The sequence below is a fragment of the Paenibacillus sp. URB8-2 genome (genome assembly GCF_013393385.1).
Taxonomy (GTDB): Bacteria; Bacillota; Bacilli; order Paenibacillales; family Paenibacillaceae; genus Paenibacillus_AQ.
Map to the genome: position 1 here is coordinate 1995439 of NZ_AP023239.1, position 14936 is coordinate 2010374.

A 14936-nucleotide genomic window follows, 5' to 3' on the forward strand; every position below is an offset into this window, starting at 1 on the left:
CGATCTCAATGTCTGGTGTTTTCTTGTTCCGGGTACTCCTTGTCCATTCCTTCGGCATATAGATTAGCTTCATTGCCGCCATGGCTTTTGGAACGGTACATAGCCAGATCGGCTGCCCGCAGCAGTTCGTTAATCGTTTTTCCATGCTGGGGGTACAGCGCGACGCCGATGCTTGCCGAAGTGTGGAAACTTGATCCATTATTCACCGACCACGACTTGTTGAACAGTTGGAGCAGACGGTCCAGTATCTCATTCATCATTTCAGGAGCGGAGCCGAGGTGAAGCACGACGGCGAATTCATCGCCTCCGATCCGGAATGCCTGCCCCAAGCCTTTTACGGCTTGCTGAAGCTCGCTGGATAACAGCTGCAAAAATTCATCTCCGGCCAGATGGCCCAAAGTGTCATTAAGCTGCTTGAACCTGTCACAATCCAGCAGAGCGAGCGCAAGCTTTTGCCTGCGGTCATCGGGGTGGGAAATCAGGTTTTCCATGTACATTTTAAAGTGCGCCCGATTGGGGATCGCCGTCAGGTGATCATAGAATGCCAGCTTGTGCAGCCGTTCCTCGTATTGCTTGCGCTGCGTTATTTCCCGGGAAACAAGCATGAATTTCGCCGGGATGGACAGGCTGCTTTTTACGGGAGACACTTTCGTTTCCAGCCAGATCCAGTGTCCTTCGGAGCTTCTCATTCGCAGTTCCGCCATTTTCGGCGTTGCCTGAACAACACTCTTCAATTTGGCCCAGGCAATTTCCGGCTCCCTGATGTAGAGGGAGAGCGGATCGCCTTTTTGGGGGATATAACCGAAAGCTGAGAAGTGCGACGGAGACGCATACAAAATAAGGCCGTTCGAATCCGTAAGCAGGATAAAATCGGACATCGTCTCCCCGATAAGCTGATACAGTGCCTGTTCCTCCCGCATCTCGATTTGGAGCGAGAGAATTCTGCGGCCCAGATAAATAATAACGAGAACAAGCATGAACAGCAGAAGGGAATAGAGAGCGAACACCGAGCTTTTCTGGTTGCGAAAATCATCAATAACCTGCTTCGCATAACTGCCGAGCAATTCTTCCGACCGGTCAAGATACCGGAGCGCTTCCTTCAACTGTACGCTGTCCGGCGCGGGAGTGAGGTTCTCCGGGTCTCCCCCGTCCTCCGGCGTGCCGGTTAAGAGCAGTGATCTCGCGCTCAACCGCCATTTCCCGAAAGGGCCTTCAAAACCGGCAAGCTGATACCGGATTTCATCCAGCAGCGCTTCGCTCTCTTTGTGGTTCTGGTAGGGCTCCATGGAGGCCAGCTTCTGTCCAATGGCTTCAACATTCCGCTCGGTCCGGGCCAGATTATCTTCGAATTCCTGCCGGTATTCAGATCGCTGTGCTTCAGGCAGGGAAGGGCTGAGAACCATCTGGAGAGCCTGTGAAGATTGATACAAATCGCTCTCGGCTTCCTGAATGAGATTCGTATTCCGGTTGATATCCTCATAAAGGGTATCCGTGAAACGGCTGATGGTGTGGTTCAGATACAGCAAGGAGCCGATGCTGACAACAATTAAAAGAACAGTTATAGAAGCGAACATAATGATTAATTTACGGGTTGTTTTAACTTCGGTGAACCCAGCCACTGTCTTCCTCTCCTCGCAAAGACATAATAAAATCAGACGATACGCATGCCCCGGGACCGGCTGAGATTAAGTCATCCATGTATGACTATCCAGGCAGCTGAATCAAAAAGAAAGGAGCGAAAGCGGCAGAAAATCCTGAAATCCATCTTGGCCTCTGGAGACAATGGCGGTAGCAGCGGCGATGACGGAATTGATCCAGTCAAGCCTATGAAGCTGATGTAAATGTCCTCTGAACAAATGGAGCGGGTTTCTGCGTCACGGAATTATGGGTTATGTACAATACTGTTTCGGTCCGTAGTATATCAGGATGACTTCGTAATAGCCGGCCGTTATTCAATATGTATTGAATACTGCGTGTAAAAGGGGCATTCAGAGTGAACAGCACCTCCAAGCGGCGCGCACGGCGCCTAAATATTCAGAAGACGGTTTCCATAGCTTCTTTTTTGCTGCTTCCTGTAACGCTGAATTGTTTTTCGCCGTATTTGGTTATTGACGGATTATTTCACGGCGTAATGGCCGGCGCTTTTTTCGTATGGCTTGCTTTTCTGCTTAGCGGATTATTTGCGGGCAGGGCTGCTTGCGGGTATATATGCCCTTACGGGGGCTTGCAGACAGCGTTAAACGAATGGCGGAAAAAACCCTTGAGACTTATTACCCACCTAAAGCCCGTTCGATACGTTCTTGGACTAATCTGGCTTGGGTTTATTGTTTATCCGCTTGTGGCCAATGCAAAATGGCCCGAGGTTCAGCTGTTCTATCTGACCGAAAATTATATTTCTGTTGACAACTGGGCAAAGCGGTTTTCATGGCGGTGATCGTGCTGCTGCTGTCTATTGCTCCTCTTCTTTTGGGAAAAAGGGCCACTTGTCTATATATATGCCCGATGTCCATTTTGAATACGATCGGAACCCGAGTCGGCCGGATTCTTGGGCTGCCCGGACTAAGACTTAGAGCCGATGCCGCCAAATGCGAATCCTGCGGTAGCTGTACCCGAGCATGCAGTATGAGCTTGAAAGTAACCGAAATGGTTAAGAATGAAACAATGGATCATCCGGACTGCATTCTTTGCGGTGAATGCGCATCCGTCTGCCGAAGCGGGGCGGTGGTCCGGCATTTTGGGCGTGTCGTGGCAGGCGGGACTAAGAAGCGAACCAGCCGATCGGAAACGAAAGATGTATAAATAGGCATGAAGATTCGCCAACACAATGCTTGCCGCTTGCCAAAATTGCTCGAAATCACTATAATGAAGAATGCTGTAAGAAGGAATAAAATAATGCGACGATGGAGAAGAGTACACAGCATCTAGCCCACAGGGAGGAAACGCCGGAGATTGAGAGCGTGTCCGGGAACCAGGGCTGTCGAAGTTCGCTCCGGAGCAGTTCTTTGAACATGACCCCCAGTAATGGGTGATCATTAAGTAGAGGATACCGGCCGCAGACCGTTATTTCTGCATAAAGTGAGGCAGCGTTTAATCGGCAGTCTCCCGTTCGTCGGGAAATGTCCGCAGTTGCCTAACAAGGGTGGTACCACGGTCTTTTCGTCCCTTACCGGGAGAAAAGGCTTTTTTTGTGCACAAATATTGAAGTAGAGGAGGCTGCTAAAGCCATGAAAGAAAAGCTGGAAGCATTAAAGGTTGAAGCGCTGGAGAAGCTGCGGGAGGTACAGGACCCTCAAACGCTGAATGACCTTCGGGTAAAATATCTCGGCAAAAAGGGCGAGCTTACGGAGGTTCTGCGCGGCATGGGTTCGCTGAGCGCTGAGGAGCGTCCGGTCATCGGACAGGTGGCGAATACGGTGCGGAGTGCCATAGAGGAGATTATCGTCTCGAAGCAGGAGGCTTTTCAAGAGCAGGAGACGCTGAACCGTCTGCAAGCGGAGAAAGTGGACGTTACACTGCCGGGACGTGGTCTGCCCCAGGGAGGTGTTCATCCGCTGAACCGGGTGATTCAGGAAATTGAGGATATCTTCATTGGCATGGGCTACCGTGTGGCTGAGGGTCCCGAGGTGGAGACGGATTATTACAATTTCGAGGCGCTGAACCTGCCCAAGAACCATCCGGCCCGCGACATGCAGGATTCCTTTTATTTGACGGAGGAATTGCTCATGCGCACCCAGACATCTCCGGTGCAGGTCCGAACCATGCAGGCGATGCAAGGCGAAGTTCCGGTTAAAATCATCTGCCCGGGCAAAGTGTTCCGGCGCGACGACGACGATGCGACCCACTCTTTCCAGTTCCATCAAATTGAAGGGCTGGTCATTGGGCCGAATATCCGCATGAGCGACCTGAAAGGGACGCTTCAGCAGTTCGTCAAAGAAATGTTCGGAGCGAACACGGGCATTCGCCTTCGTCCGAGCTTCTTCCCTTTCACCGAACCGAGCGTGGAAGTCGATGTAAGCTGCTTTAAATGCGGCGGACATGGCTGCAGATTGTGCAAGCAAACAGGCTGGCTGGAAATCCTGGGCGCTGGCATGGTGCATCCGAAGGTGCTGGAAATGGGCGGTTACGACCCTGAAAAATACAGCGGATTCGCCTTTGGCATGGGCGCGGAGCGGATCGCGATGCTGAAATACGGGATTGACGACATTCGCAATTTCTATTTCAACGATATGGGCTTTGTCAAGCAGTTCAGAGGCGTGTGAAAATACCCCGCAAGTATGAAAATCAACATAATATAAGGAAGTGAGCGGACATGAAAGTATCAACCGGCTGGCTGGCTGATTATATATCGCTGGATGGCGTAACTGCCGAGGAACTGGCAGATAAAATTACGGACGCGGGCATTGAAATCGACAGCGTGGAGTGCCGCAATAAAGGACTGTCCGGGATTGTCACCGGATTTGTCAAATCCAAGGAAAAGCATCCCGACGCCGACAAGCTGAATGTATGCATTGTCGACGCCGGCCAGGACGAGGACCTGCAGATCGTCTGCGGGGCGAAGAACGTGGCGGCGGGCCAAAAGGTTCCCGTGGCGCTGGTCGGCGCGAAGCTTCCGGGTCTTGAGATCAAAAAGGCCAAGCTTCGCGGCGTCGTATCCCAGGGCATGATTTGTTCCGCCAAAGAGCTGGGTATGAATGACAAGCTGCTGCCGAAAGAGCTTCAGGAAGGTATTCTTGTACTGCCTGAAGACACGGAAATCGGACAAGACATTATGACAGTGCTCGGCCTGAACGACGAGATTCTTGAATTCGATCTGACTCCGAACCGGTCGGATTGTCTCAGCATGATTGGCGCGGCTTATGAAACCAGCGCCATTCTCGGACGCGAGCTGTCTCTACCGGATCCCGGCCGGGATGTCATTGAGATCATCTCGCCTGCATCTGACAAAATAGCCGTTACTGTTGAGAATGAGGAGCATTGCAAGCATTATGCGGTCCGTTATATCTCCGGCGTGAAGCCAGCTCCCTCGCCGCTGTGGATGCAGAACCGTCTGATGGCGGCGGGAGTCCGTCCGATCAACAATATTGTGGACATCACGAATTACGTCATGCTGGAATACGGACAGCCGCTGCATGCTTTCGATGCCGACCGGCTTGAGGGAGGCGCGATTGGCGTCCGTCTTGCCCGTGAAGGCGAGATCCTGACCACTCTGGACGGACAGGAGCGCAAGCTGGAGCCGCATATGCTGGTGATCGCGGATGCCGCAAAAGCGGTGGCGCTGGCAGGAGTGATGGGCGGCCTGAATTCGGAAGTAACCGATCAGACGGTAAATATCGTACTGGAATCGGCCAGATTCGATGGTGGAACGGTCCGCAAGACATCCCGCCAGCTCGGTCTCCGCTCGGAGGCTTCCTTGCGGTTCGAGAAGGAAGTTGACCCGCGCTCCGTTATCCCTGCGCTGAACCGCGCGGCTTCGTTGCTTAGCCGCTACGCCGGCGGCTCCGTGCACGGAGGGATCGTTCAGGCCGGAACCGACGAAGTTGAGGAGAGAGTAATCAAGCTGTCGCTTGATAAGGTAAACCGCCGTCTCGGCATGGACCTCTCGCTGCTGGAAGTGAAGACGCTGTTTGCACGGCTGCATTTTTCATTCGGAGATGCGGAAGAGGGTACGATTGAAGTCAGCGTGCCCACAAGACGCGGCGATATCAGCCTGGATGTGGATCTCTTCGAGGAGATTGCCCGTCTGTACGGTTATGACAACATTCCGACTACGCTTATTGAAGGGCCGACTACGCCGGGAGGATTGACCGGACCGCAGACGCTGCGCCGCACATTGCGAAGACTGCTGGCGGACGGCGGCTATCAGGAGGTGCTCGGTTACTCCTTCATTCAGCCCGAGCGGACCGCGCTGTTCCCTGCACTGACCGAGGGTGGGCTGGCGGTCAAGCTGGCCATGCCGATGAGTGAGGACCGCAGCGTGCTGCGGACCAGTCTTTTGCCGCAGTTGCTTGATATCGCGCAGTACAACGTGAACCGCCGCCAGAGCGATCTGGCACTGTTCGAGATCGGCAGCGTCTTTATTACCGATGAGGAACAGCTGACCCGGCAGCCTCGGGAGTTTCAGACGCTGGCTCTGCTCCTGACGGGAAGCCGGGCTGCGAAGCAATGGAATGTGGCCCCAGAGTCCGTCGACTTCTTCGATCTGAAGGGGGCGCTGGAATCGGTGTTCGCTTACCTTGGTTTGGACAACGCCGTTGTTTTCGAAGGCGATTCACCGCAGGGTTATCATCCCGGTCGCTCCGCTTCGCTCTACCTGAACGTAGAGGGCGAACGGGTGAAGCTCGGCACCATGGGACAGGTCCATCCCGATCTGCAGCGCAAGCAGGATCTGGAGGATACGTATACGGCCGAGATTTTGCTTGCGCCGCTCTATGAAGCGGCGCGGACATCGCTGCAGTACAGCGAGCTTCCGCGTTTCCCGGGCATGGAACGGGATATTGCTATCGTCGTCGATTCTGAAATTCCGGCGAGCCGGCTGCTGGATGTCATCCGCGAACAGGGAGGCAGCCTACTGCAATCGGCGCAGGTATTTGACGTCTACACGGGCGGGAAAATGGAAAGCGGCAAGAAGAGCATAGCCATTTCCCTGCTGTACCGCCATACGGAGCATACGTTGACCGACGAGGAAGTCTCGGAGGTTCACTCCAAGGTGCTTGACGCGCTTCAGCAAAGTTTTGGCGCAAACTTAAGAAAGTAGCAGGAATTGTGCAAAGCCGCAGCGAATCCAATTAGAACCCCGGATTCGCTGCGGCTTTTCCCTTTTATTGGCGGTGGATTTCACGGCGGAAAAAGGAAATAGAGCTTTTTTGCCAAATGCTTGTGGATAAAGTTACAATAGTACAATAGAGACGATAAACCAGCTTAGAATCCGCATACACATAAAGGAGGGCACAACTGTGGCAATGGACCGGACTCGTGTCGCCGTGGAAATTTACGGTACTTCCTATAAACTAGTTGGAAGCAGTACTGAATATATGAAACAGATCGCCCATTATGTAGACGAGCATATGCGAGCGATTTCCAAATCCCATAGTCGGCTGGATACTCCGCGCATAGCGGTTCTTGCCGCCGTGCACATGGCGGAACAGGCGATACAAGCGCAGGATCTCAAGAATGAATTGAATATGCTGACCGGAGAGCGCAGCTTGCTGCGCGCCGAGGTCGCCCGTCTGCTGGAGGCCCAGGGGGAACAGCAGGAGGAGCAGGAACGGCTTGCCGCCGAGGCCGAGGAGGAGAAGCGTCTGCTGATTGCCGAGGCCGAGGAGGAGAAGAAACGGCTGATTGTCGAGGCCGAGGAGGAACTCAAGCGGCATCTGGAGGCTGGAGAGCAGGAGCGCAAAACGCATGCTGAGCTTCTGCGGAAGGCGGAGGAGACAGCCGCGGCGGTTCGGCAGGGACTTGAGGAAGAGCTGAAGCGGCGGGACCTGGAGCAGCAGGAGCAGCGCGAAACGCATCAACGCGAACGGGAAGAGAGCAGTGAGAGCTACCGTCTGGAGCTTGAGCAGGCCGAGGCGCTGCGCCTGAAGCAAGTGGAAGCGTTGAGCGCCGGGCACCGGGCGGAGCTGGAGGAACTCCGGGCTTCGCATATGTCGGAGCTGACGGAGATCAAGGACCGTCTGGAGCGGGAGCTTGCGGAGACGAAGGCTGCGCTCGGCAGGGAGCTTGAGGAAACGAAGAGCGCCATGACCCGCGAACGGGAAGAGGCTACCTCGGCGCTGGACAAGGAACTGAACCGGGAGCGGGAATCTTTGCAGCGCGAGCTTGCGAAGAACAAGGAGCTTCGGCAGTCCTTGGGCAATCAGGAGCACCGGCACAAGCAAACCGCGCAGGAGATGGAGAAGCAGATCGGCGAGCTGCGTGGCACAATAAGCCAACTTCAGTCGAAGCTGCGCGCCGAGGAGGCTGGCCTGAAGGCAGAACGCGAAGCCCGGTCTGCGCTGCAAAATCAGCATAACGAGACTCTTCTGCGCGAGCGGCAGCTTAGTGATGAGCTGCAGGCTGCCAGCGGCCTCGGAGACTTGCTGCAGCAGGAGCTTGCGGAGCTTCGGCAGGCCTATGAGCTGTCGAAGAGCCAGGCGGAAGAGCTGCGGAAGTCGCTGGGCGAGACGTCCGAACGGCTTCGCCGCGCCGAGGAAGAGCTTGCGCGGATAACGGCCGAGCACGACGAATGGAAGGCGACGGCAGGCAAGCGGCAGGAGGAGATTGGCGAACTGGAGGTCAGCCTGCTTGAGGCCGAGGAGAAGCTCGAAGCCGTGCAGGGAGAGCTTTACAGACTTCGGAGCGAGGCCGAGGGTCTGTCGAAGTCGCTCGAGCGGGAAGCGGCTCTCCGGCAGGAAGCCGAAAGCGCCCGAGAGACGCTGCGTGTCCGCAGCGCGGAAACGGAGAGCACTCTGGCTGGCCTCCGTGAGCGCCATGAGGAATTGATTGTGCAGTACGATGAAGTGCTGCAGAACGGAGAACGGCTTCAGGAGCGCTGCCGCCTTCTTGAAGAAGAGGCCGAGGAAGCATCGCTTCGGCTGGAAGAATTGTCCGAAGCGGGCAGAGAGGCCGCGGCTGCCGCCGAGCTGCAGCGCGAACAGCTAAGTGAATCGCAGAGCTACGGTGAATCGTGGAGAGCGAATTACGAAGAGCTGAAGCAGGCGCAGCAGGTGTGGGCCGAGACGGAGTCGAAGCTGCGCGAGGAAATCGATGTCTGGCAGCAGGAGGCCTTGGAGGGCGAACGGGTGCGCGATTCGCTGAGTCATGAGCGCAGCGACGTACTCCGGAAGCTTGAAGAGATCGGTGAAAATTACGAGCTTGTCCAGGGACAGCTTCGGCTGCTTCAAGCCGAATTCAACATGCGGCAAAGCGAACTGGACCGCGTTACGCAGGAGCATCAGAAGCTACAGGCGGAATATGCGAAGCTGCAAATTGAATATAATGAATGGATTCAACTTATCGAACAGGATAGTTAAATAACGGCGTACAAGGAGAAACGCCTGACGGCGTCCATCCAGGTTGCGGGTACGTTTCTCGCAGAATAAATTGCAACAATTAGACAAAGGGCAGCCCCCGGAGATTTCAGCGGGGGCTGCCTTTTTAAACGGTTGATTATGCGAAATTACTCCACGATGATATCGGCGCTCATTTGGCTGTGGCCGGAGCCGCAAAATACCGAGCAGGTCATCTTGAACGTGCCCGCTTGTTCGGGAACGATCACCTGTGAGTTTTGTTTGCCGTCTAATTGAAGATTGAGCTCGGGAACAAGAATGCCGTGGTTGCCACTCTCGTTCTCAAATGTAATTTTGACGGGAACCCCCTTTTTCAGATGGTACTCCTTTTGGTCAAAGCTGTAGTTGGTTGCCTTGATGACGATTTCCTCCTGCGCCGCCGCCGGACTGACTGTACTGCCGGTCCCGCTGTCCGCAGTGTTCCCGCCGCCGTCCGATTTCCCGCCGCAGGCGGAAAGAATGAGCACAAGGGCGATGGATAACAGAAACAAAGCTGTTTTTTTCATGTTGACCTCCTAAAAGTTTTGCGATGATCAACTTCCGGGCAAGGCTACAGCAAAACTGGCATCGGAAGCTCAACCCGGAATTGTAAAAACGGATGCAAAAGCGATTCAAATTTATTATAATGAAAATCATTGTACTGCGTATATATTATAATACAAAGGTTAAAAGTAGGGGATTCTCATTAGTGGAGCTGCTGTTTTACTGAATACGGAAGTCTGGCACCGAAGAATATTGAATTTATACTGGACGCTGATAGCGATTACTTTAATAGGGCAGGTTATCTATGTGCTCGTCGGCTTGAAACCAGCACCCGCTTTCACCGTTCCGGAGCAGATGGGTTATCTTATATTCCCTTGCAGTTTGTTTTTGCTGCTGATTATGATCGTGGCGGAAGTGTGGCTCCGCGCAGATTTCAGATTTCAGAAGCAAGTTGTGATCGGCTGCGGATTTTTGGTGTCTTATCTGCTGTACTTTATAGCCGAACCGTATGTCGATGGCGCCCAGATGGCGCTGATGATACCGGTAATGGCTTCGCTTGTTTATTTTGACCTCAGGATGCTGTACGGGCTTGGGGTGCTCAACCTCTTTCTGTATGCAGGCATTTATTTCGGTTTGGAGCGAAGACTGCTGGAGAAACCGCTGCCTGAATTTTTAATGGTGGAATGCATTTTTATTGTGTTTGTGGTGATGGCGCGGGGAGTTATCGGTCGGGCGTACGAAACGAACGAATATTTGGAACAGCTGACCCAATCGGAGCAGGGACTTTTGGTCGAACGGGCCGTTTCCGACAAGCTGCTGAAGATCGATGCGCTTACCGGGCTTTACAATCACAAGACCTTCCACGAATACCTGGATTCGCTGCTGGAGCAATGCGAGAAGAACGGGCTGCAACTGCAGCTTGCACTGTTCGATATAGACAATTTCAAGCGGGTAAACGATACCTATGGACATTGGATCGGAGACATTGTGTTGAAGGAAGTCGCGGCGAAGATTGGCGGCACGATCAGCCTCAACGATTTTGCCGCCAGGTACGGGGGCGAGGAGTTCGCAATCATATTTACGGATAAAAGCCTGGAGGACGCTTATGCGCTAGCGGAAGTGCTCCGGTCCGGCATAGCTGGAATGGTGCATCCTTACGCGGGAGGCAAGCCGATTACCGTCAGCATCGGCCTGTGCCCTTACCGTGCAGGGGACGGCAAGGAACTGCTGTTCCGCCGAACGGACGAAGCTCTCTACCAGGCCAAACGCAGCGGCAAAAACCGGGTCACCACTGCCGGTGAAAATCAGCTTGTGCTCGTCTGATCCATAAAAAGAAAGCCGTCCCTTCACTTATTGTGTAGGGGACGGCTTCTTTTTGAGCTGCGCGGGCCTTTGTTATTTGCCAGCTTCGAACGGCGTCGAGACAGGCAGGAACAGGTCTATAATCCCGATGACCAGAGCCGCGAGGATCGCGCCGATTATGGACACGCTAACTCCCGCGACAATGAACTGCGCGAGCCAGATAACCAGTGCGCTCACCAGAAATCCTACGATACCGCGCCCGAATGGCGTTGTTTTACGGCCGAAAATGCCTTCGGCGATCCATCCGAGCAAAGCGATCACCAAAGCAAGCATAAGGGCGCTCCAGAATCCGCCCACGCTGAAATTCGGTACAATCCAGCCAACGACGAGAAGAACCAGCGCGGACACGATGAAGCGGACAACATGACCTAAAAATCTCACTGTACAAGCCTCCTTTGCTTCAAGCTTAAGGATACGTGCAATGATTATTGTACACAGAATCATTCTCCGTTATGTTGGAGACAGGCACCCAAATAGCGGAAATGCTCCATATTCGGTATAATGATTTCTATATGAAGGGAGCTGTGACCGTAATTGGACGACAAGATTTTGCATACGCTTGAATATCGAAAGATTTTAAATAAATTGGTGCAATATACGCAGACCCCGATGGGAGAAGCGATGGCAGAAGCCCTCAAGCCGTCCGGCGATTTTGAAGCCGTTAAGCTGCTGCTGCAGGCGACGGACGAAGGAGCGACGGTCGACCGCTTGAAGGGAATACCTTCCTTCGGCGGTATAGCCGATATTAAACCGGCGCTGAAGCGGGCCGCCATCGGCGGAGCGCTGGGCACGCACGAGCTTCTGGCCGTCGGAAACACTATCGGCGGCGGACGCAGGGTCAAGCGCTTTCTGGCCGCCATGCACGAAGAAGAGAAGATCCAGATGCTCTTTGATCTAAGCGATCTGATTTCGGAGCAGAAGCCTGTGGAGGATGCTATTCGCTCCGCCATCGACGAGAATGCGGAGGTGCTTGATTCCGCCAGCGCCGAGCTGTCCACCATCCGCAGGGAACTGAGAAACGGTGAAACGAGAATCCGCGAGAAGCTGGATTCGATGATTCGTTCTTCCTCTGTGGCGAAGATGCTGCAGGATCAGCTGGTTACCATACGCGGCGACCGGTTCGTTATTCCGGTAAAAGCGGAATACCGGTCCCACTTTGGCGGCATTGTTCACGATCAGTCGGGCTCGGGAGCGACGCTGTTCATCGAGCCCGAATCGATTGTCGCGATGAACAACAAGCTCCGGGAGACGAGACTGCGCGAAGAACGGGAAATCGAAATCATCCTGCGGAAGCTGACCGCGCTTGTCGGTGATATTGCCGAGGAGACAGCGTGTGACGTCGATATTCTCGGCCAGCTTGATTTTATATTCTCCAAAGCCCGTCTGGCGAGGGAGATGAAAGCCGCGCGTCCGCGAATGAACGACCGGGGCTATTTGAAGCTGCGCAAGGGCAGACATCCGCTCATTTCGGCGGAGTCCGTAGTTCCGCTAGATGCGGAGCTTGGCAACCAGTACAGCTCCATTATCGTGACCGGCCCGAATACGGGCGGCAAGACCGTTACGCTGAAGACCATCGGGCTGCTCAGCCTGATGTCGATGTCCGGCCTCTTTATTCCGGCTGAAGAGGGAAGCCAAATGTGCGTGTTCGACGCTTTATACGCCGACATCGGAGACGAACAGAGCATCGAACAGAGCCTGAGTACGTTCTCCAGCCATATGACCAATATTATAGCCATCCTGAAGCGGATGACTCCCAAAAGCCTGGTTCTGCTCGACGAAGTCGGCGCGGGGACGGACCCGGCGGAAGGCTCGGCGCTGGCTATCGCCATTTTGGAGCATATTCACCGGACGGACTGCCGGATGGTGGCGACGACGCATTACAGCGAGCTTAAAGCTTACGCCTACGAACGCAAAGGCGTCATCAATGCCAGCATGGAATTTGATGTGCAGAGCCTCCGGCCGACGTATCGTCTGCTGATCGGCGTTCCCGGTCGAAGCAACGCCTTCGCGATTGCCGAGCGTCTGGGACTTCCGGTGGCCATTCTGGAGCATGCGCGGGGCGAAGTCAAGGAAGAGGACCTGCGCGTCGAGCATATGATCGCTTCGCTGGAAGAGAACCGGCTCGGCGCGGAGAACGAACGTGAGCGAGCGGAGAATCTGCGGCGCGAAGCAGAAGAACTGCGCGGCAAGCAGCGCCAGGAACTGGAGAAACTGGAGAACCAGCGGGACAAGTGGCTGGACAAGGCGGAGAAGGAAGCTGCAGCGATTGTCGACAAGGCCCGCAAGGAAGCCGAACAGATTATCGGCGATTTGCGGCGCCTGGCTCTGGAAGAAGGAGCGTCGGTCAAGGAGCATAAGCTGATCGAAGCCCGGCGGCGGCTCGATGAAGCGCAGCCTTCGCCCCGCAAGAAGGAGCCCGCGCGCGGCGGGAAGAACAAGCAGGCGCGCCAAATCAGCCCCGGAGATGAAGTCGCTGTGCACAGCCTGAATCAGAAAGGCCATGTAGTCGAGCTGAGCGGAAGCAAAGAAGCCGTCGTACAGCTAGGCATCATGAAAATGAAGGTGCGGCTGGACGATCTGGAGCTGCTGTCGCCCGCGAAGCCGGCAGCGCCTAAGCCGATTCGCCAGGCGACAACCGTGAAGCGGACCCGTGACGAGAATACCCGCAGCGAGCTGGATTTGCGGGGAGCGAATCTGGAAGAGGCGCTGATGGAGACGGACCGTTTTATCGATGAAGCATTTCTAGGCAATCTCGGTCAGATTTATATCATCCACGGCAAAGGTACGGGTGTCCTGCGCTCGGGAATCCAGGACTACTTGCGCAAACACAAGCATGTCAAGAGCTACCGTCTCGGTAACTACAACGAAGGCGGCGCAGGCGTAACGGTGGCGGAGCTGGAATAACGGGTGTTTCCGGCGGAAAGAGGGAGGAACCCATGGAACACACAATCGATGCTTTGCTGAGTCATCCGCTGGGAAGCTTGCTCGGCTACTTCGCGGTTGCGATTCTTGAGCTGGTTGTCTTTTTGTCCATATTCGAAATGGTGACCAAATACAACTGCTGGGAAGAAATCCGAAAGGGCAACGTGGCGGCTTCGATGGCGACGGGCGGCAAAATATTCGGCATCTGCAACGTGCTTCGCTTCAGCATCCAGGCGGAGGCCTCGATTTACGAAACGATGAAATGGTCGGCTATCGGTTTCATTCTGCTGCTGATCGCCTACTTCATGTTTGAATTTCTGACGCCCGTCTTTTCAATCGACAAGGAGATTGCGGCGGATAACCGGGCGGTCGGTTTGACGGCGATGTTGATTTCCGTGTCGTTGTCTTATGTAATCGGAGCATCGATACTGTAAGGAACGATCGGCGCAAAAGGAGATTTGAGAGCGGTATGAAAATTCTGGTGCGCGTGCTGTTTGTTTCGGCGGTCTTATTTTTGGCGGCCGGAATTATTTATTTAATGCTGAACTGACAAAGGAGACTAGAGAGATGGATACAACCGTTTGCCCTTGGTGCCATACGGAAATCGTGTGGGATGAAGAACTCGGACCGGAGGAAGCCTGCCCGCATTGCGGCAACGAACTGAGCGCTTACCGTACGGTAAACATCGGCAGGGAAGATCTGGATGAAGATCTGGAAGACGAGGAAGACGACGACGAGCATGAGCATGAACATGGCGAAGAGGATTTATGGGGGGAAGACGCACAGGAAGGCATCGTTCCCGTCTTCAACGTGCTTGACAGCTATCGTGACACTTACGATCTCGAACGCTATGACAGCGCCGTGGCGGCCGTTCTGGATGAACAGTCCGAAGTACCGGAATGTCCGCAGTGTCATGAATATATGCTGCTGACCGGTACAGTTCAGGCGCAGGATTTCAAATCTGCCGTGCCCGCCGCAGTCGGCGCGCCGCTGCTTAAAGCGCCGTTTTCACTGAATATGTATGTGTGTCCGTCATGCTTCCAGGTTCAGCACAGCCTGGCCGAAGAAGACCGTGAGCAGTGGGTGCGAAATATCGGCGGCCTCCGGAAATAAAATCTCGCC

The 14936-nt window shown here is 54.4% G+C and carries 12 protein-coding genes and 1 other annotated feature; of the genes, 9 read left to right on the plus strand and 3 right to left on the minus strand.

What is annotated here, in order from left to right:
* Window positions 1-5 precede the first annotated feature (5 nt).
* On the minus strand, window positions 6-1619 hold the full coding sequence (locus PUR_RS09045; protein WP_179034955.1) for a diguanylate cyclase domain-containing protein: 1614 nt from the start codon (window positions 1617-1619) through the stop codon (window positions 6-8).
* A 512-nt stretch (window positions 1620-2131) separates the two neighbouring features.
* Between PUR_RS09045 and PUR_RS26510 the strand changes: the two genes are divergently transcribed.
* From PUR_RS26510 to PUR_RS09075, 5 genes are all read left to right on the plus strand, one after another.
* Window positions 2132-2434: a 4Fe-4S binding protein gene (locus tag PUR_RS26510; protein WP_442953832.1), complete on the plus strand. Its 303-nt coding sequence runs from the start codon at window positions 2132-2134 to the stop codon at window positions 2432-2434.
* A 68-nt stretch (window positions 2435-2502) separates the two neighbouring features.
* Window positions 2503-2799, plus strand: coding sequence for a 4Fe-4S dicluster domain-containing protein (locus tag PUR_RS26515; protein ID WP_179034958.1), 297 nt, complete (start codon window positions 2503-2505; stop codon window positions 2797-2799).
* A gap of 89 nt (window positions 2800-2888) precedes the next feature.
* Window positions 2889-3167, plus strand: a binding site (T-box leader).
* Window positions 3168-3224: 57 nt separating this feature from the next.
* Window positions 3225-4259: a phenylalanine--tRNA ligase subunit alpha gene (pheS, locus tag PUR_RS09065; RefSeq protein ID WP_179034959.1), complete on the plus strand. Its 1035-nt coding sequence runs from the start codon at window positions 3225-3227 to the stop codon at window positions 4257-4259.
* Between the two features lie 50 nt (window positions 4260-4309).
* Window positions 4310-6754 carry a phenylalanine--tRNA ligase subunit beta gene (gene pheT, locus PUR_RS09070; RefSeq protein ID WP_179034960.1) on the plus strand — a complete coding sequence of 815 codons (2445 nt, stop codon included), beginning with the start codon at window positions 4310-4312 and terminating at the stop codon, window positions 6752-6754.
* A 205-nt stretch (window positions 6755-6959) separates the two neighbouring features.
* Window positions 6960-9011: a hypothetical protein gene (locus PUR_RS09075; RefSeq protein ID WP_442953833.1), complete on the plus strand. Its 2052-nt coding sequence runs from the start codon at window positions 6960-6962 to the stop codon at window positions 9009-9011.
* Between the two features lie 146 nt (window positions 9012-9157).
* On the opposite strand, the gene PUR_RS09080 is transcribed toward PUR_RS09075, so the two are convergent.
* Window positions 9158-9553, minus strand: coding sequence for a cupredoxin domain-containing protein (locus tag PUR_RS09080; RefSeq protein ID WP_179034962.1), 396 nt, complete (start codon window positions 9551-9553; stop codon window positions 9158-9160).
* Window positions 9554-9782: 229 nt separating this feature from the next.
* Here PUR_RS09080 and PUR_RS09085 point away from each other — a divergent pair, with 229 nt between their 5' ends.
* Window positions 9783-10853, plus strand: coding sequence for a GGDEF domain-containing protein (locus PUR_RS09085; protein ID WP_179034963.1), 1071 nt, complete (start codon window positions 9783-9785; stop codon window positions 10851-10853).
* Between the two features lie 72 nt (window positions 10854-10925).
* On the opposite strand, the gene PUR_RS09090 is transcribed toward PUR_RS09085, so the two are convergent.
* Window positions 10926-11273, minus strand: coding sequence for a phage holin family protein (locus PUR_RS09090; RefSeq protein ID WP_124694748.1), 348 nt, complete (start codon window positions 11271-11273; stop codon window positions 10926-10928).
* Window positions 11274-11426: 153 nt separating this feature from the next.
* Here PUR_RS09090 and PUR_RS09095 point away from each other — a divergent pair, with 153 nt between their 5' ends.
* From PUR_RS09095 to PUR_RS09105, 3 genes are all read left to right on the plus strand, one after another.
* Complete coding sequence (locus PUR_RS09095) at window positions 11427-13796, plus strand: endonuclease MutS2 (RefSeq protein WP_179034964.1); 2370 nt, start codon at window positions 11427-11429, stop codon at window positions 13794-13796.
* 32 nt (window positions 13797-13828) lie between these two features.
* On the plus strand, window positions 13829-14248 hold the full coding sequence (locus PUR_RS09100; RefSeq protein ID WP_179034965.1) for a DUF350 domain-containing protein: 420 nt from the start codon (window positions 13829-13831) through the stop codon (window positions 14246-14248).
* A gap of 133 nt (window positions 14249-14381) precedes the next feature.
* A complete protein-coding gene (locus PUR_RS09105) occupies window positions 14382-14927 on the plus strand; it encodes a hypothetical protein (protein ID WP_179034966.1) in 546 nt (181 codons plus the stop codon).
* Window positions 14928-14936: the final 9 nt, after the last annotated feature.